General features: G+C 66.0%; 15 protein-coding genes. 7 read left to right on the forward strand and 8 right to left on the reverse strand.

Features of this window, described 5'->3' with window-relative positions:
* Positions 1 to 50: 50 nt before the first annotated feature.
* Both ABDW57_RS03845 and ABDW57_RS03850 read left to right on the forward strand, forming a co-directional pair.
* The gene (locus tag ABDW57_RS03845) at positions 51 to 1,058 is read left to right on the forward strand and encodes a cupin-like domain-containing protein (RefSeq protein ID WP_343728879.1); all 1,008 of its coding nucleotides are present in this window, start codon (positions 51 to 53) and stop codon (positions 1,056 to 1,058) included.
* Between the two features lie 7 nt (positions 1,059 to 1,065).
* Complete coding sequence (locus ABDW57_RS03850) at positions 1,066 to 1,812, forward strand: YoaK family protein (RefSeq protein WP_343728880.1); 747 nt, start codon at positions 1,066 to 1,068, stop codon at positions 1,810 to 1,812.
* Between the two features lie 7 nt (positions 1,813 to 1,819).
* Here the strand turns inward: ABDW57_RS03850 and ABDW57_RS03855 are convergent, their stop codons facing one another.
* From ABDW57_RS03855 to ABDW57_RS03865, 3 genes are all read right to left on the reverse strand, one after another.
* Positions 1,820 to 2,941 carry a branched-chain amino acid ABC transporter substrate-binding protein gene (locus ABDW57_RS03855; protein ID WP_343728881.1) on the reverse strand — a complete coding sequence of 374 codons (1,122 nt, stop codon included), beginning with the start codon at positions 2,939 to 2,941 and terminating at the stop codon, positions 1,820 to 1,822.
* 106 nt (positions 2,942 to 3,047) lie between these two features.
* Positions 3,048 to 3,827 (reverse strand): transporter substrate-binding domain-containing protein, encoded by a 780-nt coding sequence (locus tag ABDW57_RS03860; RefSeq protein WP_343728882.1) that lies wholly within the window; start codon positions 3,825 to 3,827, stop codon positions 3,048 to 3,050.
* Between the two features lie 340 nt (positions 3,828 to 4,167).
* Positions 4,168 to 6,534 carry a hypothetical protein gene (locus ABDW57_RS03865; protein ID WP_343728883.1) on the reverse strand — a complete coding sequence of 789 codons (2,367 nt, stop codon included), beginning with the start codon at positions 6,532 to 6,534 and terminating at the stop codon, positions 4,168 to 4,170.
* Positions 6,535 to 6,712: 178 nt separating this feature from the next.
* Between ABDW57_RS03865 and ABDW57_RS03870 the strand changes: the two genes are divergently transcribed.
* The 5 genes from ABDW57_RS03870 to ABDW57_RS03890 all read left to right on the forward strand — a co-directional run bounded on the left by ABDW57_RS03870 (position 6,713) and on the right by ABDW57_RS03890 (position 14,005).
* Positions 6,713 to 7,078 (forward strand): hypothetical protein, encoded by a 366-nt coding sequence (locus ABDW57_RS03870; RefSeq protein ID WP_343728884.1) that lies wholly within the window; start codon positions 6,713 to 6,715, stop codon positions 7,076 to 7,078.
* A gap of 87 nt (positions 7,079 to 7,165) precedes the next feature.
* The gene (locus ABDW57_RS03875; protein ID WP_343728885.1) at positions 7,166 to 9,586 is read left to right on the forward strand and encodes a catalase; all 2,421 of its coding nucleotides are present in this window, start codon (positions 7,166 to 7,168) and stop codon (positions 9,584 to 9,586) included.
* Between the two features lie 107 nt (positions 9,587 to 9,693).
* Positions 9,694 to 11,316, forward strand: a complete 1,623-nt coding sequence (locus tag ABDW57_RS03880; RefSeq protein WP_343728886.1) for an MFS transporter — start codon at positions 9,694 to 9,696, stop codon at positions 11,314 to 11,316.
* Positions 11,317 to 11,318: 2 nt separating this feature from the next.
* Complete coding sequence (locus ABDW57_RS03885) at positions 11,319 to 12,518, forward strand: HlyD family secretion protein (RefSeq protein ID WP_343728887.1); 1,200 nt, start codon at positions 11,319 to 11,321, stop codon at positions 12,516 to 12,518.
* Positions 12,515 to 14,005, forward strand: a complete 1,491-nt coding sequence (locus ABDW57_RS03890; RefSeq protein WP_343728888.1) for an efflux transporter outer membrane subunit — start codon at positions 12,515 to 12,517, stop codon at positions 14,003 to 14,005. Before ABDW57_RS03885 ends, ABDW57_RS03890 begins: the two co-directional genes overlap by 4 nt.
* Here the strand turns inward: ABDW57_RS03890 and ABDW57_RS03895 are convergent.
* Genes ABDW57_RS03895 through ABDW57_RS03915 form a run of 5 tightly spaced genes read right to left on the reverse strand, consistent with a single transcriptional unit; the run spans position 13,995 to position 21,125 of the window.
* On the reverse strand, positions 13,995 to 14,456 hold the full coding sequence (locus ABDW57_RS03895) for a GyrI-like domain-containing protein (RefSeq protein WP_343728889.1): 462 nt from the start codon (positions 14,454 to 14,456) through the stop codon (positions 13,995 to 13,997). The two genes, ABDW57_RS03890 and ABDW57_RS03895, sit on opposite strands and share 11 nt — an antisense overlap.
* The gene (locus ABDW57_RS03900) at positions 14,428 to 17,553 is read right to left on the reverse strand and encodes an efflux RND transporter permease subunit (protein ID WP_343728890.1); all 3,126 of its coding nucleotides are present in this window, start codon (positions 17,551 to 17,553) and stop codon (positions 14,428 to 14,430) included. Before ABDW57_RS03900 ends, ABDW57_RS03895 begins: the two co-directional genes overlap by 29 nt.
* 9 nt (positions 17,554 to 17,562) lie before the next feature.
* Positions 17,563 to 18,699: an efflux RND transporter periplasmic adaptor subunit gene (locus ABDW57_RS03905; RefSeq protein ID WP_343728891.1), complete on the reverse strand. Its 1,137-nt coding sequence runs from the start codon at positions 18,697 to 18,699 to the stop codon at positions 17,563 to 17,565.
* Positions 18,700 to 18,714: 15 nt separating this feature from the next.
* A complete protein-coding gene (locus ABDW57_RS03910) occupies positions 18,715 to 20,430 on the reverse strand; it encodes a TolC family protein (RefSeq protein WP_343728892.1) in 1,716 nt (571 codons plus the stop codon).
* The gene (locus tag ABDW57_RS03915; protein ID WP_343728893.1) at positions 20,427 to 21,125 is read right to left on the reverse strand and encodes a CerR family C-terminal domain-containing protein; all 699 of its coding nucleotides are present in this window, start codon (positions 21,123 to 21,125) and stop codon (positions 20,427 to 20,429) included. The genes ABDW57_RS03910 and ABDW57_RS03915 overlap by 4 nt, the downstream gene beginning before the upstream one ends.
* Positions 21,126 to 21,259 lie beyond the last annotated feature (134 nt).

Consider the following 21,259-nt stretch of genomic DNA (forward strand, 5'->3'; position numbering starts at 1 on the left):
TCTCCTGTACACTAGGGGCATGTCAACCTGGTGTGAAGGATGGAAAGCCCATGAATGCCGTGCCGCAAGTGGAAATCGATGATTCATGGCGTGGCTGGATTGCCGAGAACCTGATACTGGGCGCCGCCCCGCAAACGTTGCTCGGCGTCATGGTGCAATCCGGCATTGCGGAGCGAACGGCGCGGGTGGAGCTGGAGGCGGCCGCGCGCAGTCCTTACCTGCGCGGCGCCGCGCGCATGCACAACCGGGTGGCCAAACGCGATTGGCTGCTGGGCATCGCGTCACGGCTGAACAAGCTGGCGCCGGCCACTGTGCCGCGCCGCCAGGGGCTGTCGGGCACGGTTTTCCTTGAAGAACATTACACCCGCAACCTGCCGGTCATCATCACCGGCATGCTGGACGATTGCCCGGCGCGCGCGAAGTGGACTTTTGATTACCTCTCTGCGCAACTTGGGGAGCGCGAGGTGGAGGTGCAGTTCGGCCGCAACGCCGATCCGGACTACGAGCTGAACAGCGCCACCCACAAGCGCCGCATGCTGTTTGGCGACTACGTGGCGATGGTGCGCGATGCCGGCGTCACCAATGATTTCTACATGACCGCCAATAACGACGGTCAGAACAAAACGGCACTGGCGGAGTTGATGCGCGACCTGCCGCCGCTGGATGACTATCTGCAGCCGGGCAGCAGCGGCTTTTTCTGGTTTGGCCCGGCCGGTACGGTCACGCCGTTCCATCACGACCTGACCAACAACTTCATGATCCAGATCGCCGGCCGCAAGCGGGTGCGCATGATCGCGCCGTGCGAGACGCCCAAGCTGTACAACCATCGCCACTGCTTTACGCCAGTGGATGGCCGCAACATCGACCTGCAGCGCTTCCCGCTGATGGCGGACGTGCCAGTGATCGAGTGCGTGCTGGAGCCGGGCGAGATCCTGTTCCTGCCGGTGGGCTGGTGGCATTTTGTCGAGGCGCTGGACGTGACCATTACCATCTCCACCACCCACTTCAAGTGGGACAACGATTTCTATAGCTGGTATCCGCACAACCGCGAGTTCTGAGTTCCCCATGCCCCTGCATTATTTGCGGACCTACGCCAGCCCCCAGCGCAGCGACATCAGCAATCGCCGCCTGGGCCGCTCGCTGGCCTTCGTGGCCGGCGCGGTGAACGCCGGCGGCTTTTTCGCGGTGGGACAGTACACCTCCCACATGTCGGGCGTGGTGTCGGCGCTGGCGGACAATCTGGTGCTGGGCGAGACGGCGCTGCTGCTGGCCGGACTGGCGTCGCTGGGGGCGTTCTTCTGCGGCGCCGCCACCTCGGCGGTGCTGATCAACTGGGGACGGCGGCGCGAGGCGCACAGCCGCTACGCGCTGCCGCTGTTGCTGGAGGCCGCGCTGCTGCTGGCGTTCGGCTTGCTGGGCGTGCAGGTGGCGGAGCAGGGGCACCTGACCGCCATTGTCGCGCTGCTGTGTTTTGTCATGGGGCTGCAAAATGCCATCATCACCAAGGCTTCGCGCGCTGAAATCCGCACCACCCACGTGACCGGACTGGTGACCGACATCGGCATCGAGCTGGGCAAGCTGTGTTACTGGAATCGCGACCCGGCCGCCGGCCGCGTGACGGCGGATCGTCAGCGGCTGGCGCTGCTTGGCTCGCTGCTGGCGATGTTTTTCATCGGCGGCCTGGCTGGCGCGCTTGGTTTCAAGTACCTTGGGTTCGTGACCTGCGTGCCGCTGGCGCTGGTCCTGCTGCTGCTGGCCATCGTGCCGCTGGCGGACGACCTGCGCGCCGCGCGCCAGGCGGCGCGCGGCTGATGCGCGCTTAGTAGCTGGTCAGCGGCGAAGGCTGGCCGCCCTTGAAGGTGAAGATGGTGACCGGCGACTGCTTCATGTCGCCCTTGGCGTCAAACGCGTAGGTGCCGGCCACGCCCTGGTACGAGCCGGCGCTGATCACGGCCTGCACTTTTTGCGCGTCGATGGTGTTCGCCTTTTGCATGGCCTGGGCGTACATCATCACGGCGTCGTAGTAGGCGGCGGCGTAGACGTCGGCGTCCTGCTTGAAGCGGGCCTTGAACTTGGCTTTGAAGGCCGGGCCGGTGGAGGCTTTGTCGAGGATGGCGCCGCCCTGCGAGCACAGGACGTTGTCGCCCACGGCGTCGCCCCCCAGCTTGCCCATTTCGGCGGTGCAGATGGTGTCGCCGCCCAGCAGCTTGGCGTTGATGCCCAGCTGTTTCATCTGGCGTGCCATCGGCGCGGCCTGCGGCGCGTAGCCGCCGAAGAAGATGGCTTCCACTTTCCTGGTTTTCAGCTTGGTCAGGATGGCGGTGAAGTCGAACGCCTTATCGTTGGTGAATTCGTGACCGGCCACGGTCATGCCGGCGGCTTTGGCCTGCTTCTTGAATTCTTCGGCCACGCCCTGGCCGAAGGCGGTGCGGTCGTCGATCACGGCGACGTTTTTCAGTTTCAGTTCCTTGGCCGCGTACAGCGCCATCTTGGAGCCCAGTTGGGTGTCGCTGGCGTTCACGCGGAACAGGCCTTTGTAGCCTTGCTGGGTGAGCTTGGGATTGGTGGCCACGGTGGCAATCAGGGCGCCGGCGTCATTGTAGGCGCGCGAGGCCGGGATGGCGACGCCCGAGTTGTACGGGCCGACCACGTAGCGCACGCCGGCGTCGATCAGTTTCTGCGCGGCGGCCACGCCGGCTTTCGGGTCGCCCTGGTCGTCTTCCGACAGCAGTTCGAATTTCAGCTTCTTGCCGCCGACGGTGATCGGCTTGGCATTGAGTTCCTCCACCGCCAGGCGCGCGCCGCTTTCGTTGTCCTTGCCGGAGAAGGACTGGGAGCCGGACAGCGGGCCGCTATGGCCGATCTTGACGACGGTGTCTTGCGCGTGGGCGCCAAAGGCGGTCAGCAGCGCGAGGGCGGCGGCGGTATGCTTCAATTTCATGCGATCTCCTGATTCGTACAGCGGTTTTGATTAGTCCGGTGATTATCGCCAAAAACGCAAAATATTATCGTGCGAGTTAGGGCCATAAACGGGTCTGCCTCAGAATTTAATTCGGTGGGCGCTGCTGGATGCGGGCCAGCGCGGCGTTGATGCCGTCGTCCTTGTGGCGGGCGACGGCGAAAAACACGCCGGAGTCGGTGGCCAGCGGCTTGGGCAGCACGGTGAAGCCGGCGTTGGCGGCGGCGCCGATGCTGCGCAGGCGCGGCGCCATGAAGGCGTTGATTTCAGCTTCGACGTCGCGCGCGCTCTGGAGGCTGGGCTGGAACAGCAGCACGGCGTCGACGCGCTTGAGCATCAGGCGGGTGAGGCGGGTGCCGCGCGAGGCGATGTCTTCGTCGGTACGGAACAATTTGCGGGCGCGGGCGCGATCGACTTCCTCGCCGTAGTGGTAGCCGCGCACCAGGCCGATCGATTTGCCGCGCAGGTCGTCGATGTGGTTGAAGTGGAAGGTGGTGTCGCTGCGGGTGACGATCCACAGGTTGTTGTAGGCGGCGACGTCGGAGTAGCGCGGGGCGTGCAGGCGGTCGGCGCTTTTGGGCAGGCCGAAGATGATGCCGGCGCCTTCGATGGCGTAGCGTTCGGCGCGCGCCCAGGGGTACATATGGAGTTCGAAGGTGACGCCCAGTTCGCGCTCAAGGGCGTCCAGCAGCTTGCGCTTGATGGGGCTGAGGGGTTTGGGCTTGCCTTGTTCGTCGAGCGTGTCGCCTATGATCAAGGGGATGGTTTGCGGGCCGGCGATGGCGCGTGGCGCGGCGGCCCAGCAGAGCAGGGCGGTGAGCAGGATGCAGGTGATGAGGTGGCGCAGCGGCGGCGTGGAGATCGGCATGTCCCCGATTATTGCAGAAAATGCCGGGCGTGCAGAAAAAGCGGCCGGGCGGCGCGGCACCTGCCCGCCGCGCCATCTGCGCGCCCTGGCGGGCGGGGAATGCCTGCGGCCCCATGCGCATCGGCGCAGGCGCCACGGCACGGTGCAGGCGGTGGGTGTCTGTGGCCCCATGCGCAGCGGCGCGGGCGCCACGGCACGGTGCAGGCGGTGGATTGTCTGTGGCCCATGCGCAATGGCGCGGGCGCCACGGCACGGTGCAGGCGGTGGGTGATTGTCGCGCCATCCCCGCATTGGCGGGTGCGGGGAGGCGCGAGGTCGGCGGCCCGCGCCGGCAGCGGGCTTATGGCGTGTTGCCGATGGTGCGGGTCGGGGCGGCGGCGTTCACTGCGCCGACAGGCGGAATGACGGCGTTGGCCGGTTGTGCGGCGCGGGCATTGGTGCCTGCCACATCGTTGATGTTGTAGGCGGCAATAGCGGCTGCCAGTGCAGGATTGGCGCGCAGCGGATCGGTCGGCGCGTTGGCGGCATTGCGCGCGGCGGCCGCCTGAGCCGCACTGACCTGTTCGGCCGCTGCAGCCTGCTGTGCGGCGGCCGCCTGTTGTGCGGCATTGGCTGCCGCCGCTGCCTGCTGGGCTGCCGTGGCGGCAGCGGCATTGGCAGCTGCCAGACTGGATGCGGTCTCGCGTGCAGCAGCAGCTTGTTGCGCGGCGACCGTGGCAGCGGTGGTGGCCGCATCGGCGGTGCCGGCATTGTTCTGCGCGGCGCGGGCTTGCGCCGCAGCCGCGTTGGCGGCGGCGTTCTGTGCGGCCATGGCGTCGGCGGCGTTCTGGGCTGCTTGCGCCTGCACGGCTGCGGCCTGTGCGGCGGAGTTGGCAATGGCCACTTGCGCGGCGGCGCTCTGTGCCGCCTCGGCCCGTTGCGCGGCGCTGGCGTTGGCGGGGATGACCACGCTTTGCGCGGCATTTTGCGCCGCCACCGCCTGCTGCTGCGCGACCTGCGCGGCGACGTTGGCGGCGTTCACGGTGCTGGTGGCCTGCTGTCGCGCAGTCTGCGCTTGCGCGGTGGCCTGCGCCTGCTCGGCGGCCGACTGCGCGTTGTTGGCTTCCTGCGCCTCGGCGTTGGCATCCTGCTGCTCGGCATTGGCTTGTTGCGCCTGCTGTGTCTGGGCGGCGGCGGTTTGCTGGGCCTGCTGCGTGGCCGATTGCGTATCCGTGGCCTGCTGCGCTTGTTGAGCGGCGGCGGCTTCCCGCGCCTGCTCGGCTGCCGCCTGATTGGCCGCCAGCGTCTGCTGCAGGGAAGCCACTTGCGCGGCCTGCGCCTGCTGGAAGTTCTGCAGCTGACCCGCAGCGGCCTGCCGCTGCGCTTGTTGCGCCGCCTGCGTCTGCTCAAGTTGCGCCTGCTGATCCAGCGCAGCCTGCGCCTGCTGCGAAGTTTGTGCTTGTTGCGCTGTCTGCGCCTGCTGGGCGGCCTGCGCTTGTTGAGCGTTCTGAGCCTGCTGCGCAGCTTGTACCTGCTGCGCAGCTTGTACCTGCTGCGCAGTCTGGGCCTGCTGAGCGGCCTGTGCCTGTTGCGCGGCCAGGGCCTGCTGAGCGGTCTGCGCTTGTTGCGCGGTCTGGGCCTGCTGGGTGGCTTGTGCTTGTTGTGCTGTCTGGGCCTGCTGGGCGGCTTGTGCTTGTTGTGCAGTCTGCGCCTGCTGAGCGGCTTGCGCTTGTTGCGCGGCCTGTGCTTGCAGGGCTGCCCGGGCCTGCTGCGCTGTCAGCGTCTGTTGTGCCTGAAACGCCGCCTGCAATTGCTGCGCATTTTGCGTCTGTTGGAAGTTGCCGCGCTGTAGCTGCTGGTTCAATGCCGCCTGATTCTGCTGCGCCACCTGCTGGTTGCCTTGCTGCGCCAATTGCTGATTCACAATGGGCGACGGAATCTGCTGTTGCTGCGCATTGTTGGCCTGCTCCAGCTGTGCGCGCTGCGCCGCCAGCCGGTCGGCTGCTGTTGCCGGCAAGGGATTCTGCGCCAGGTTATCCAGCGCCGCCCGCGCCAGATCGAGCCGCGCGTTGGCGACCAGATCCTCCTGCGTCAACGCCGGCTGCTGCTCCGGATTCAGCCCCGGAATCTGCGAACTGCCGGCAGAACTCAACTGCTCCGCGAAATCGGTAGCAATCTGCCGGAAGGTATTGAGCGTATTCTGCAGCGTCGACGTGGTCTGCTCATTATTCGTATTGACCGCCGCGCGCAGCACCTCCGGCTCCAGCGACAACCCGCCCGTCAAGTCCGACAATAGCGGCGGCTGCAAAGTCACGCCCAGCTGTGCCAGATTCTGCGCCTGCGAATTGCCGCCATCATTATTGGACTGGTTCAAACTGCTGACCAGATTGTTGAGCAAGGAAGCCTGCTGTGCCGCCGCCTGGTCGAAGTCTACCGACGGCAGCAGATTGAACGCATCCACCACATCCTGCACCGCGGCATTCACCGTATCGGCGCGCTGCGCCGGCGTTCCCTGCGTCGCGGACAACTGCTCTTGTGCATTGTTAACTGATAACAGGAAACTCGCCACCGGCGATAAATCCACCTGGACGGACCCGGCCACTGGCGCATCGGTTGCCGTGCCCACCGCGCTGATGCCGGCGTTATTCACCGCCGACGTTTCTGTCGTCCGCCCCACCGGTTGCAATTCCGGCGCCGCGGACGAGGTCAAGGATGAGATAGGAAACATGCCGCTCTCCAAAGAAGATATGGGTCACCTATAGCATGCGCCGCAAGGGCGGCCGCGTCCGTGTGCCAGTTCACATAGCGGAGCATTTTTATCATTGTTAGCTTCCGCACGGTCAAGCGCGCCTGATGGGCCTATTGTCGCAGTTCCTACCCTGTACACACAACGAGAGGATCCCATCATGGAAAACAGCATCGACAACAAACTCGACACCAAAATCAACAACACCCGCGACGGTGTTACCCAGGTCGGCAAGGATCTGCGCGCTGACGCCCACGCCACCATCGACAAAATCGCCGAGCAAGTACCGCCGGCCACCGACCGCCTGAAAGCGCAAGCACACACCGGCGTCGACAAAGTCGCCGACGGCGTGGAAAGCACCTCCGAGCGCCTGGCCGCACGCGGCAAGCAACTGGCCGCCAGCTGCCGCAACCTGACCGAATCGAGCCGCGAACATGTGCGCGCCAGCCCTGTGATCTCGGTGCTGGTGGCTGCTGCCGCCGGCTATGGCATCTCCAAGCTGCTGGGCGCCCGCAGCAGCAAATAATCTTCCCCGCCCGGCCCACAGCGCTGCCGGGCGAACGGCAGCACCGCAGGCCGGGCGCCGTTCGTCTATAGCGTCTAGAGGATATCCATGGCAACCAAGAAGAAATCGCCGGCCTCCGTCATGGGGGCCGGTTCCGTATTGAGCAGCGTTTCGGGACCATCGTCGGCAACCGCGCCGGACAGCCTGGGCGGCGCCAGCCCGCAGGAGCAGGTCTTGCTCGACAAGGTGGAAGGCGGCCAGCAGCTGGCGGCCGGCATGCCGTTCAACGCCAACAAGGAAGGCGAACATGGCGAGGCCGCGCGCACGCCGCAACCGGGCCGCACCTGTCCGGTGCCGCATCCCGCCGCCACCGGCAGCACCGCCAGCGAAAATAACGCCTCGCCCAAGGTGGGCAATGGCGCGCCGCCAGCCGGCATCTGCCCGGCCGGCCACCTGGACCGCGTGCGCGCCGATGGCGGCGGGCAGCGCCTGACCACCAACCAGGGCGTGCCGATTGCGGACAACCAGAATTCGCTCAAGGTCGGCCTGCGCGGCCCGACCGCCATGGAAGACTTCATCCTGCGTGAAAAGCTCACGCACTTCGATCACGAGCGCATCCCCGAGCGCGTGGTGCACGCACGCGGCTCGGCGGCGCACGGCTACTTTGAAAGCTATCAGGACCTGAGCGCGCTGACGCGGGCCGCGCCGTTTGCCGCCGCCGGCAAGCGCACGCCGGTGTTCGTGCGCTTCTCCACCGTGGCCGGCGAGCGCGGTTCGGCCGACACCGTGCGGGATGTGCGCGGCTTCGCCGTCAAGTTCTACACCGATGAAGGCAACTGGGACCTGGTCGGCAATAACATGCCGGTGTTCTTCATCCAGGATGCGATGAAATTCCCGGACCTGGTGCACGCGGTGAAACCAGAGCCGCACCACGCCATGCCGCAGGCATCGAGCGCGCACGACACCTTCTGGGACTTCGTTTCGCTGATGCCGGAATCGACCCATATGCTGATGTGGCAGATGTCCGACCGCGCCATCCCGCGCAGCTACCGCAGCATGCAGGGCTTTGGCGTGCACACCTTCCGGCTGGTGAACGCGCAGGGCGAATCGGTGTTCTGCAAATTCCACTGGAATCCGGTGGCGGGCACGCACTCGCTGGTGTGGGATGAGGCGGCGCGCATCGTCGGCGCCGATCCGGACTTCCACCGGCGCGATTTGTGGGAGGCCATCGAGGCGGGCGCCTATCCCGAGTGGGAGCTGGGCCTGCAGGTGTTTACCGAAGAAGAGGCGGAGTCCTTCCCGTTCGACGTGCTCGATCCGACCAAGATCGTGCCGGAAGAACTGGTGCCGGTGCGTGTGGTCGGCAAGATGACGCTGAACCGCAATCCGGACAACTTCTTTGCCGAGACCGAGCAGGTGGCGTTCTGCACCGCGCATATCGTGCCGGGCATCGATTTCACCAACGACCCGCTGCTGCAAGGACGCATCCACTCCTACCTGGATACGCAGATCAGCCGCCTCGGTGGACCCAACTTCCACGAGATTCCGGTCAACGCGCCGCTGGCGCCGGTGCACAACAACCAGCGCGACGGCATGCATCGCCAGGCCGTGCATCGCGGCCGCGTTTCTTATGAACCGAATTCGCTGGGCGGCGGTTGCCCGTTCCAGGCCGGCATGGCCGGCTTCACCACCACCTTCCACCAGCATCCGCAGCCGCCGGAAGACAAGGTGCGCGGCAAGCCGGAACTGTTCGCCGAACACTATGCGCAGGCGCGTCTGTTCTGGATCAGCCAGACCCCGGCCGAGCAGGCCCACATCGTCAACGCCTTCCGCTTTGAACTGAGCCGGGTGCAGACAGCGGCAGTGCGCGTGCGCCTGCTGTCGATGCTGGCCAATGTCGATCCGATCCTGGTGGAAGGCGTGGCGCAGGGACTGGGACTGGAGGTGCCGCAAGCGATGCCGCTGGCGACCGCTGCGCCGTCGCCGCATTACGCGCCGTCGCCGGCACTGTCGCTGCAGGCGCGGCCTGGTGAAATCGGCATCAAGACGCGCAAGGTGGCGATCCTGGCCGCTCACGGCGTGGATGCGCTCAGCCTGAAGACGGTGTATGCCGACCTGCTGGCCGCCGGCGCAGTGCCGCGCGTGGTGGCGCCGCAGCTGGGACAACTGGTGGCCGCCGACGGCAGCCGGGTGGATGTCGAGATTCCCATCGATGCCGGGCCGGCCGTGTTATACGACGCGGTGATCGTGGCCGATGGCGCGGCCAGCGCGGCGATGCTGAGCGGCGACTCCGACGCGCGTGAATTCGTGCGCCTGCAATACCGTCACTGCAAGCCGATCCTCGCGCTGGGAGCCGGCAAGGACTTGCTGACGGCGGCCGGCGTGCCGTCGACGCTGCAGGATGGCTCGCCCGATCCGGCCCTGTGGCAGGCGGCGACCGGCGCCCTGGATGGCGCGCTGGCCGAATTCAAGCAGGCTTTGGCCAGCCATCGTGACTTCCGCCGCGAAACCGACGCCGCGCCGCTGTAACCCCGCCCTATACCATTGAAGTATTCAACAATGGGGAGCATAGTGATATGCTCCCCATAACGCTTTTCGTCTCCTCCTCCAAAAGAAAGAATCAGGACACCTGACGCATGGACGTTTACGCCCCCCAAGTCTGGCAACCGCACGAGCGTCCAACCCTGCCGGGATCGCCGTCCAATCCGCATCATCCGTTTGAAAAACGCGTCGCCTTCCTGATCGTGGGCTTCATCGTGGCGATTACCGGCGGCCTGGGAAATGCGCTGGTGTCGGTCAATCTGCCGTACCTGCAAGGATCGCTTGGCGTGTACTCGGCCGAGATCCAGTGGCTGCCGGCGGCCTATGTGATGGCGAATGTCTCCATGAACCTGTTGCTGGTCAAATTCCGCCAGCAGTATGGACTGCGGCTGTTCACGGAACTGTTTCTGGTGCTGTACGCGGTGGCCACGGTGGCGCACTTGTTCGTGCACGGACTGGGATCGGCCATCGCGGTGCGCGCGGCGCACGGCATGAGCGGCGCGGCGCTGACCACCTTGGGCCTGTATTACACGCTGCAGGCTTTCCCGGCCGAGCACCGGCTCAAGGGCGCGGTGCTGGGCATCGGCTTTTCGCAACTGGCGACGCCGATGGCGCGCCTGTTCTCGTCGGAGCTGATGGAGATCGCGGAATGGCGCGGGCTGTATTTCTTCGAGCTGGGGCTGGCGCTGGTGTCGCTGGCTTGCGTGCTGTTTTTGAAGCTGCCGCACGGTGATCGCGTCAAGGCGTTCGAGAAGATGGACTTTGTCACCTTCGGCCTGTTCGCGCCGGGCGTGGCGTTGTTGTCGGCGGTGCTGGCGCTGGGGCGCACGGTGTGGTGGCTGGAATCGCGCTGGCTGGGCTATTGTCTGGCCGGCGCCATCGTGCTGATTACGGCGGCGCTGGCGATCGAACATAATCGCGCGCGCCCGCTGCTCAATACGCGCTGGCTCAGTAACGGCAATATCGCGCGGCTGGCGTTGTCGGTGCTGCTGATCCGCGTGGTGCAGTCGGAGGCCAGCGGCACGGTGGGCTTCCTGCAGGCGCTGGGTTTGAACAATGACCAGATGCTGACGCTGTGGTGGATTGTGATGTTGGGCGCCATCACTGGCATGGTGGTCAGTGCGATGACGATCACGCCGGCGCGGGTGCCGGGCCAGCTGATTTTTTCGCTGGCGGTGATGGCGCTGGGGGCGTATCTGGATTCGGATGCGACCAATCTCACGCGGCCGTCGGATCTGTATGTGTCGCAGTTCCTGCTGGGCTTTGGCGGCGCGCTGTTTGTGGGGCCGACGTTTATCTCGGGTTTTGGCGCGGTGATTGCGGCGCCGAATAATCTGATCAGCTTCTCCGTCATGTTCAGCATTACGCAAACGCTGGGCAGCTTGCTGGGCACGGCCTTGACCGGCACCTTCCAGGTGTGGCGCGAGAAGTATCACTCCAGCATTCTGGTCGAGCATCTGACCCTGCTCGATCCGCAGGTGGCGGCGCGTATCCAGTCCGGCGGGCTGGCGTCGCTGGGCGGCGTGGCGACGCGCGAAGCCAATATCCTTGCGTACAACGATGTGTTCCTGGCGATCACGGTGCTGGCGTTGCTGACCATGGCGTGGCTGCTGGCGCGCTATCTGTGGACGATATGCGTGGTGTGCCAGCCGAAGGCCGCACACAATGCCCAGACCGGCATGGCCAATGTCTCTCTTAACAATTCGGGATCTCGCTGAATATGGCAAACAACAATACTCCAGACAATGCGTCTTCATCCGAGAGCCGCGTAGCGGCGGTGGCTGCGGCTGCCGCGGCAGCGGCGGTTGCAGCGGCAGCACCCACCGCTCCGGCGCCGGACCGGCGCGCGCAGATTGTTTCGGCGCTGCTGTTTTCGCTGGTGGCGCTGGTGGGCGTGTTGATCGTGCTGTATGCGTGGCGTCTGCCGCCGTTCAGCAGCGCGATCGTCTCGACCGAGAATGCGCTGGTACGCGGGCAGGTGACCTTGATCGGTACGCAGTTGCCCGGTTATGTGGTGGATGTGAAGGTGCAGGACTTTCAGTACGTGAAGCAGGGCGATTTGCTGGCGCAGATCGATGACCGCATTTATCAGCAGCGCTATGAGCAGGCGGTGGCGCAGCTGGCGGCGCAGAAGGCGGCACTGGATAACTGGGCGCAGGCGCATCGGACGGCGGAAGCGGGTGTGGTGCTGAATCAGGCCACGCTGGCGAATGCGGAGGCGCAGGCGGCGAAGTCGGTGGCGGATTTGAAGCGGGTCGATTCACTGGCGGCGGACGGTTCGCTGTCCTTGCGCGAGCAGGATTCGTCGCGGGCGGCACGGGCGCAGACGGCAGCTGCGGTGTCGCAGGCGCGTGCGAGTCTGGAGATCGCAAAGCAGCAGGTGCGTACGGTGGCGGTGAACAAGCAGTCGCTGGAGGCGGCAGTGGCGTCGGCGGAAGCGGCGTTGAAGGCGGCCAAGGTGGATCTGGATAATACGCGCATCACGGCGCCTGAGGATGGTCAGCTGGGACAGGTCACAGTGCGCAAGGGCGCGTACGTGAACACTGGCGCGCAGTTGATGGGATTGGTGCCGAAGCAGCTGTGGGTGATCGCCAATCTGAAAGAGACGCAAATGAACAACGTGCAGGTAGGGCAGCCGGCCACTTTCAAGGTTGATGCGCTGGATGGCGCGCAGCTGACCGGCGTGGTGGAGCGGATCTCGCCGGCCACCGGCTCGGAGTTCAGCGTGCTGCCGGCGGATAATGCGACCGGCAATTATGTGAAGATCGCGCAGCGCATACCGGTCCGGATTCGCATCGATCCAGGACAGGCCAAAGCCCGGCGCCTGGCGCCCGGCATGTCGGTTATCGTCAGCATCGACACCTCGGTGCAGGTGCGCGAGACCAGCCAGCAGCCGGCCGTCGCGGGAGCGAAGCCATGATGTGGCGCGGCAGCGCGGCGAATGATGCGCCGGCCGATGACGCCCGCCAGCCACCCGTCCGGCGGGCCGGCGCAGCGGCGCTGGCCGATATGCGGTTTGCGCCCCCATGGCGCGCCGCTGCAGCGGCGATCGCCGCCGCGTCGCTGCTGGCGGGATGTGCGGCGACGGTGACGCCGCCGCCGGCTTCGACTTTGCAGACGCCGGCCACCTGGCGTACTGCTGTGGATGGGAAGAGCAGCGGACCAGTGGCGCGCGAGTGGTGGCAGAGTTTTGGCGATCCGCTGCTGACGGCGCTGGTCAATAAGGCATTGGAGAACAATGGCGACCTGCGCATCGCCCGCGCGCGTGTGGCGCAATATCGCGCGCAAGTCGGCGTCACCGCTGCCGGCCAGAAGGCCAACGTCATCGTCGATACCGCGCCGACGCGCACCCGCCAGCTGGCCTACAACGGCGTGCCTTACGTGACCAACGTCTACCAGGCCGAATTCCAGGCCAGCTATGAGGTCGACATGTGGGGGCGGCTGGCCACGCTGACCGACGCCGCTACCGCCACCTACCAATCCGAACAAGCCAATGCCGACGCCGCGGCGCTGTCGATCGCCGCCACCGTGGCATCCGGCTATCTCAACCTGCGCGGGCTCGATGCGCAACTGGCGCTGACCGAAGCCACCCTCAAGCTGCGCGAGGAATCCGCGCGCCTGGCGAAGAAGCAATTTGAAGTCGGCTACAGTTCGCGGCTTGAGTGGCTGCAGGCGCAAGCCGAATACCAGACCACCGCCGAACAGGTCCCGCAACTGCAGCGCGCCATCTTCGAGCAGGAAAACGCACTGTCCATCCTCGCCGGCGGCAATCCCGGCCCGATCGCGCGCGGCGTCGAACTGGCGCAACTGGAAGCGCCCGCCGTGCCGGCAGGCCTGCCGTCCGAACTGCTGCGCCGCCGTCCGGACATCGCCCGCGCCGAATACAATCTGGTCGCCATCAACGCCAGCCTGCAAGCCACGCGCGACCAGTTGCTGCCGTCCTTCAAGCTGACCGCGGTAGGCGGCGTGCAAAATCTGAAATGGCATGACTTCGTGAACGCGCCCACTGCGCTGTGGCGGCTGACCGGTGCCGTTGCCGCTCCCGTATTCGAAGGCGGCCGCGCGCAGCATCAAACCGACGCGGTGGCGGCGCAGCGCGACCAGGCCATTTATGCGTATGAAAATGCGGTGCGCACCGCGTTTGCGGAAACCGACAACAGCCTTGGCGCCATCGTGCGCCTGAGAGAACAGGCAGTGCAGATCGACGCGCGCCGCGCCACGGCGGCCGAGACGCTGCGCATCGCGCACAACCGCTATCGCAACGGCTACGCTTCGTATCTGGAGGAGCTGGACGCCCAACGCACGCTGTTCACAGCGGACGTCGGGCGCTTGCAGTTGAAGACGCGGATACTGGTCGCTTCAGTGGACCTGTACCGCGTGATGGGCGGCGGCTGGACTAAGCCTTGACCGGAATGCAGAGTTCCGACGAGAACTCGCCGGTGACCGGGTCCATGGCGTAATCGGCCGGATAGCGCTCAAAGCACACGCCGGCATCGGCTTTGCCTTCGGCGTGCAGCTGACCGAAGAACTCACCCCAGGCCGCCGGCACCTGATCAGCGGTGCCCTTGAACTGCGCCACCGCATAGCGGCCGGCCGGAATGCTGCCCAGCTGCGCCGGCGGCTTGACCTCGTAGTCGGCCGACACTTCGACGCAGGCGTCGTAGCGGCACTCGCTGGCCGGCGTGGTGGATGGATCATCCTGCGCCACGCCGTACGTCACCTTGTTCACCAGGCCGTAAGCCTTCTGCCACGGCGTGAACACCTCTTTCCAGAATTCGCCGATGCCGGCGCCGAATGGGCCTTTGTAGCGCAGGTAAGCCACGCGGACTTCAGGCAGTTCTTTTATCTCGTATTTCATGCAGGTCTCCTTGTTTAGCTGGCGGCTGTTTGCGCAGCTTGCGCATCATGCGCCTCATCCAATGTTCCAGATCGTCGACATAGGTGAACACCGCCGGCACCACCAGCAGGCTCAGAAGCGTCGAGGTGATCAGGCCGCCGATCACAGTGATGGCCATCGGCGAGCGGAAGCTTGGATCAGCGCCCCAGCCCAGGGCCAGCGGCATCATGCCGGCGCCCATGGCGATGGTGGTCATCAGGATCGGACGGCTGCGCTTGTGGCAGGCATCCACCAGCGCCTCGAAACGTCCCATGCCATCCCGTCGCGCAAGAATAGCATAATCAACTAACAAGATTGAGTTTTTGGTCACGATACCCATCAGCATGATCAGGCCGATCATGGATGGCATCGACAGCGCGCTGTTGGTCACCAGCAGCGCCACGAACGCGCCGCCGATCGACAGCGGCAGCGCCGCCAGAATCGTCGCCGGCTGCATGAAGTCCTTGAACAGCAGGACCAGTACGCAGTAGATGCACAACACGCCGATCAGCATGGCGATGCCGAAGCTGGCGAACAGCGCGGCCATCTCCTGGGTGTCGCCCAGTTCCGCGATCTTCACCGACGGCGGCAGGTTTTTCAGCGACGGCAGCGCGCGCGCTTCCTCGTTCACCTCACCCAGCGCGCGCTTGCCCAGCTCCACTTCCAGCGTGACGTTGCGGCTGCGGTTCAGGCGATTGATCTGCGCCGGGCCGCTTTCCATGGTGATCTCTGCGACAGTGGCCAGCAGCACCGGGCCGTTCTTGCCCGGCACCGTCAGGCGGCCGATGGCGTCCAGATCGGCGCGCACGGCGTCCGGCAGCTTGACGCGGATCGGCACCTGGCGTTCCGGCAGGTTCATCTTGGTCAGATCGGTGTCGTAGTCGCCGGCGGTGGCCACGCGCACGGTCTGGCCGATGGAGGCTGCGGTCACGCCCAGATCCGCCGCCTTGGCGAAGTCCGGCTTGACGATGATTTCCGGACGCACCAGCGAGGCGGTCGAGCGCACATTGCCGACGCCTTGCAGCGTGCGCAGTTCGCGCTCGGCTTTTTGCGCGGCTTCCTTCAGCGCCACCGGATCTTCGGAGCGCAGCACCAGCTGCATCTTGACGCCGTTGTCCGGCGGACCGACCTTGAAGCGGGCGCCGGGTATGGCATCCAGCTTGTGGCGCAGGGTTTCTTCGATGTCGGCCATCGATTCCTTGCGGTCGGTGCGGTGCACGGTGGTCAGCGTCAGCACGGCGCTGCGCGCTTCCGCTGCGGCGCCCGGTGCGAAGGCGTCGCCGCTGGAGCCGCCGCCGATGGAGCTGAACACCGATTTGATGCCTTTGACTTCCATCGCAGCCTGGCGTGCGCGTTCAGCGATCACGCTGGTTTCGGCCAGGGTGGAACCAGGCGGCAGTTCCAGGTTGATCTGGGTCTGCGCGCGGTCGGCGGCAGGCACGAAGCCAGTCGGCAGCAGGCCGACCAGCATGATCGAGCAGACGAAGAACACGCCGGCCGCAATCGCCGTAACCAGGCGGTTTTTCAGGCACCAGCGCATGACGGCGATGTAACGCGCCATGATCGGGCCATCTTTTTCTTCCTTGTGCACGGCCGGCTTGAGGATGTAAGCGGCCATCATGGGCGTCAGCAGACGCGCCACCACCAGCGATGCCAGCACCGCGATCACGGCGGTCCAGCCGAACTGTTTGAAGAACAGGCCGGGGATGCCGCTCATGAAGGCGGTCGGCAGGAACACGGCCACCAGCGCGAAGGTGGTGGCGATCACCGCCATGCCGATTTCGTCGGCCGCTTCCATGGCCGCTTCCATCGGCGTTTTGCCCATGCGCAGGTGGCGCTCGATGTTCTCGATTTCGACGATGGCGTCGTCCACCAGCACGCCCACCACCAGGGCCAGCGACAGCAGGGTCACGGTGTTCAGGGTGTAGCCAAACAGGTAGATGCCGAGGAAAGCCGGCAGCACCGACAGCGGCAGCGCGGCGGCGGCCACCACGGTGGCGCGCCAGTCGCGCAGGAACCACCACACCACCAGCACCGCCAGGATGGCGCCTTCGTACAGCAGCTCCATCGAGCCTTCGAAGTTTTCTTCGACCGGATGGGCGTTGTCGATGACTTGTTTCAGCTCGATCTTTGGATTGGCTTTTTGCAGTTCTTCGATGGCGGCGCGGGCGCCTTTGGCGACGTCGGTTTCGCTGGCGCCCTTGGTGCGGAACACTTCAAAGCCGATCACCGGTTTGCCGTCCTGCAGGGCGATGGCGCGCGGCTCGGAGACGGTGTCGGTGACGGTGGCCACCTGGTCGAGACGCACGCGGCGGCCGTCCGGCAGCGGCAGGTCGATGGCGGCCAGTTCGGCGGCCGTCTTGACGGTGGCGATGGTGCGCACCGATTGTTCGGCGCCGCTGACGTCACCGCGTCCGCCCGGCGCTTCCTTCTGCACCAGGCGCAGTTGGCGCGAGACGTCCAGCGCGGAGACGCGCAAGGCGGCCATGCGGGCGTCGTCCAGTTCCACGCGGATTTCGCGGTACACGCCGCCCACGCGTTTGACCGCGCCCACGCCATGCACGGCCAGCAGGCGTTTGGCGACGGTGTTGTCGACGAACCAGCTGACTTCCTGCGCGTCCATTTTTTCGCCGGGACCGGCCGCTGCGGCGGCGGTGAAGGTCAGCACCACGCGGCCGGCGGTGGAGGCCTTGGTGACGCTCGGGTCGCGCAGTTCGGCCGGCATGTCGGCCTTGACGCGGGCCACGGCATCGCGCACGTCATTCACCGCGTCGGAGATGTTTTTCTCCAGGATGAATTCGACGGTGGTGGTGGAGACGCCATCGAGCACGGTGGTGTAGATGTTCTTCACGCCTTGCAGGGTGGCGACCGAGTCTTCGATCTTGCGCGAGACTTCGGTTTCCAGCTGCGCCGGCGCGCTGCCGTCCAGCGTGGCGGTGACGGTCACGATGGGCAGTTCGATGTCCGGGAAGTCCTGCACCGGATTGGCTTTGTAGGCCATGAAGCCCGCCAGCGACAGCAATGCAAACAGCATGATCGCCGGAATCGGGTTTTTGATGGAGAGGGCGGAGAAGTTCATTGCGCTTCCTTATTTGGCGCTGGCGAGGGTGTCGCTCACGATGTGTACCAGGTCGCCGTCGTTGAGGAAGCCGGCGCCGCGCACCACGACTTGCGTGTCGGCAGTCAGGCCGCCCAGCACTTCGATGCGGTCGCCCAGGCGGCGGCCCGGCTGCACCTTGATCTGGCTGACGTGTTTGTCGGCGTTGAGGCGGAACACGAAGCTGAAGCCGTCGCGCACCACGATGGCCTGCTGCGGCACGGTCATGGCGGAGGAGGCGCCCAGTTCAAACTGGCCGCTGGCGAACATGCCGGCCTTGAACGGCGCGTCCTTGCTGCCGGCGTTGAGCGGCAGGTCGACGTAGACCAGGGCGGAGCGGGTTTGCGGATCGACCGTCGGCGCGACCATGCGCACCTTGCCGGTGACTTCGCTGCCGTTGGCGGCTTTGACGGTGGCGCTGAGGCCGGGCTTGATGTTGCGCAGGTCGGCGGCCACCACTTCGGCGCGCCATTCCAGGCGGCCCTGGCGGATCATGCGGAACAGTTCCGTGCCGGCGTTGGAGACCGCGCCCACGGTGGCGCTGCGGGCCGAGATGACGCCGCTGTCTGGTGCGACCACCCTGGTGTATTTCAGCCGCAGTTGCTGGCTCGCCAGCGCGGCCTTGGCGGAAGCGATGCGGGCATTGGCGGTTTGTTCGGCAGTGTTGTATTGGCTGATCTGCTGCGCGCTCAGGGCGCCGGAGTTTTGCAGCGTGCGCGCGCGGGCGGCGTTGGCGGCTGCGTCGGCGGCGTTGGCCTCGGCTTCGTGCAGGGCAGCTTGTGCCTGCGCCAGGTCGGCGTTGACGGTTTCGGCGGAGAACACGGCCAGCACGTCGCCGGCTTTGACGACGTCGCCGACGTTGACGCGCACTTCGGTCAGGCGCAGGCCGTTCGATTCGCTACTGACGCTGGCTTCCTGCCAGGCGGCGACGTTGCCGTTGGCGGTCAGCTTGATCGGCAGGCTGGCGTTGGAGGGCTTGGTGGTGGTGACGGTGAGGGCGGCTTTTGGCGCTTCGGTTTTTTTCTCGTCGGCCGCTTGCGTGGCCGGGGCGTAGGCGGCGATGCCGGCGGCTGCCACTGCAAAAGCGGCTGCCAGGAAGTAGGCGAGTGGTTTGAGTTTGGTTTTCATAGTTGGCTGCGATAGTTAGTTTGCGGCGATGGCGGCGCGTTGCGGCGTGGCTGTCGATGCGGCGGCGGTGGCAGCGGCTGGCGCCGAGCTTGGTGCCGGCTGCGCGTCGGCGGTGGCGGCTGGCGTGGCGGGCTTCCAACCGCCGCCGGCGGCGCGGTAGAGGGCGACCCAGGCGGCGCTGCGTTCGCGCTGCAGGTTGATGACGGTTTGCTCGGCCGCGAGGCGCGTGCGGCGTGCGTCTTCCAGTTCGAACAGGCTGGCCATGCCGTTTTTGTAGCGGTCTTCGACCGCGATGTAGTTGGCGCGGTAGCCTTCCAGCGAGGTTTGCGCGTCGCCGGCGCGGGCGGCGGTGCTGTCAAGGTTGACCAGCGCCTGTTCGACTTCGCTCACGGCGTTGCGCACGGTGGCGCGGTAGCTGGAGACGGCGGCGTCGTAGCGCGCGCTGGCGGCATCGACGTTGGCGCGGCGGCGGCCGGCGTCGAACACCGGCACCGAGATGGCGACCGGGCCGATGGTCCAGGTGTCGGTTTTGGTGTTGTCGCCGGCGGCGCGGAAGTTGGCCACGCCGACGGAGCCGGACAGCGTCAGGCGCGGATAGCGCTGCGCCTGGGCATTGCCGACATCGGCGCTTGATGCCGCCACTTCACGCTCGGCAGTGAACACGTCCGGACGCTGGCTCAGGATCTGCGCCGGCAGCTCCGCAATCGCCATCGACGGCGCGGCGAAGGCGGCGTAGCCCGCAGCCCCCGGCGCAGCGTTGCCCGTCGCCGCAGCGCCACTCGTTCCGACTGCGCCCGTCGCAGCGCTGCTCGTCGCCGCAGCGCTGTCCGTCCTGACCGCGCCCGTCGCGGCGTTGCTCGCCGCCGCAGCGCCGCCCGTGCCGGCCGCGCCCGTCGCTGCGCGCATGGCGCCTGCATCGACGCCATGTTGACCGGCCGCGCTGATGCCGGCTGCTTGCGCGCTGGCGGCCAGTTTCTGGCGCAGGGCCGGCTCGGTGATCGCGGTCAGCGCCGACAGCACTTTGACGTCGACGTCGCAAGCGGCACGCTGGGCGAGGTAGCGGCTGTTGCCTTCGGCGGCGCTGGCGCGGGCCAGCGACAGGCTGGCGGGCGACTGGAAGCCCGCCTTGGCGCTCAGCTCCGTCAACTTCGCGGTATCGGCGCGCGACCCGGCATCCTGCTGCGCCACCGCCAGCAGCTGCTCGCAAGCGCGCAAGCCGTAATACTGATTCGCCACCTCGGCCGCCACCGACACGCGCGCGTCATGCCATCCCGCATGCGCGCTTTCCAGGCGCGCCTGCGCCGCATCGCGCGCCGCGCGGTTGGCGCCGAACAAATCGATCTCCCACGACGCGTTCAAGGCCGCCTGCGAGGTGGTCCCCATCGGCAGCGCCGACTGCTGGTTGGAGCGATTGACGCTGGCCGCCGCATCCACATTCGGCGCCAGCGCCGCACCGGCCGCCACCCGCTCGGAACGCGACTGTGCGATGCGCGACGCCGCCGACGCCACGGTCGGACTGACCGCCTGCGCCGACTCGATCAGCTCCACCAGCAGCCCGTCGGCCTGCCCGCGCCACCAGGTGGCGAGATCGGCCTGGCTGCCGTTATGCGGCAACGGCGCCTGCCACTGCTGGGGCGCCAGCGAATCCACTTGCTTCGCCGGACCCTGCACAGCGCAGGCGCTCAGCGTCGCCGCGACAGCCAATCCTGTCGCGCGTAAAAAGATACTCATGCTTTCCCTTGTTGAAGTTTGGTTTTTTCTGCATCGACCAAGGCCTCGGCAAACACCGTCAGATGCGACGCCCACTCCGCCACCGCTGCCGGCGACGCCATCATGTGCGGCGTGATCGCCGCCACGATGTCGCGCCCGATCAGCATCTGCACGCACATGGCGGCAATCGCATACGCCAGACGGTGCACGCTGTCGTCCGGTTTCTTCTTGCCCAGGTGACGGCACAGCACGCCCACCAGGGCCATGTGCTCCGGCTTGATGTTGTTCTCGATTTCCTGCTGCCAGATGCCGGTCGGCTCCAGCATCTCGCGGTAGAACAGGCGCAGCATCACGTCCGCATCGCCGCCGGCCAACAGCGGCTCGATCATCTGCCGGTAGTAGCCTTGCAGCGATTCGCGCAGCGTGAAGTGCGGCTGGTCGAACATGGCAATGTTGTTCTCGACCGGGGTGCAGATGGCCGTGAAGCAGGCCTGGTACAAGCCGGCCTTGTCGCCAAAGTAGTAGCTGATCGCCGCCACGTTGGCATTGGCCGCCTGCGCGATCTCGCGCGTCGAGGTCTTGGAAAATCCCTGTTCACCGAACAGGCGCATGGCCGCTTGCAGCAAGCGCTCGCGCGATTGCTCCCCGTCCGAACGTGGCTTGCGCGCATCTTCGGCTGGCTGGCTGGAGTCGTGATGGAGTGGTTTAGCGTTCATGGCCGGCATTACATCACATAATTCAAACAAATGATATAACTAAATCAGTCGTTTAATTTATTGGTGAATGGTTTTGTCCTGGTGTAGACGTGCGCCGGCCTGCAATATTGCAGCATTTGAAAATTTTTTTTAGC

This window comes from Duganella sp. (genome assembly GCF_039595735.1).
GTDB lineage: Bacteria > Pseudomonadota > Gammaproteobacteria > Burkholderiales > Burkholderiaceae_D > Rugamonas.

Coding starts and splice junctions, on each gene's coding strand:
- ABDW57_RS03860 (WP_343728882.1), bottom strand. CDS start 3,827: ATGCCGATCTCCACGCCGCCGCTGCGCCACCTCATCACCTGCATCCTG.
- ABDW57_RS03885 (WP_343728887.1), top strand. CDS start 11,319: ATGGCAAACAACAATACTCCAGACAATGCGTCTTCATCCGAGAGCCGC.
- ABDW57_RS03850 (WP_343728880.1), top strand. CDS start 1,066: ATGCCCCTGCATTATTTGCGGACCTACGCCAGCCCCCAGCGCAGCGAC.
- ABDW57_RS03880 (WP_343728886.1), top strand. CDS start 9,694: ATGGACGTTTACGCCCCCCAAGTCTGGCAACCGCACGAGCGTCCAACC.
- ABDW57_RS03870 (WP_343728884.1), top strand. CDS start 6,713: ATGGAAAACAGCATCGACAACAAACTCGACACCAAAATCAACAACACC.
- ABDW57_RS03855 (WP_343728881.1), bottom strand. CDS start 2,941: ATGAAATTGAAGCATACCGCCGCCGCCCTCGCGCTGCTGACCGCCTTT.
- ABDW57_RS03905 (WP_343728891.1), bottom strand. CDS start 18,699: ATGAAAACCAAACTCAAACCACTCGCCTACTTCCTGGCAGCCGCTTTT.
- ABDW57_RS03895 (WP_343728889.1), bottom strand. CDS start 14,456: ATGAAATACGAGATAAAAGAACTGCCTGAAGTCCGCGTGGCTTACCTG.
- ABDW57_RS03915 (WP_343728893.1), bottom strand. CDS start 21,125: ATGAACGCTAAACCACTCCATCACGACTCCAGCCAGCCAGCCGAAGAT.
- ABDW57_RS03900 (WP_343728890.1), bottom strand. CDS start 17,553: ATGAACTTCTCCGCCCTCTCCATCAAAAACCCGATTCCGGCGATCATG.
- ABDW57_RS03890 (WP_343728888.1), top strand. CDS start 12,515: ATGATGTGGCGCGGCAGCGCGGCGAATGATGCGCCGGCCGATGACGCC.
- ABDW57_RS03910 (WP_343728892.1), bottom strand. CDS start 20,430: ATGAGTATCTTTTTACGCGCGACAGGATTGGCTGTCGCGGCGACGCTG.
- ABDW57_RS03865 (WP_343728883.1), bottom strand. CDS start 6,534: ATGTTTCCTATCTCATCCTTGACCTCGTCCGCGGCGCCGGAATTGCAA.
- ABDW57_RS03875 (WP_343728885.1), top strand. CDS start 7,166: ATGGCAACCAAGAAGAAATCGCCGGCCTCCGTCATGGGGGCCGGTTCC.
- ABDW57_RS03845 (WP_343728879.1), top strand. CDS start 51: ATGAATGCCGTGCCGCAAGTGGAAATCGATGATTCATGGCGTGGCTGG.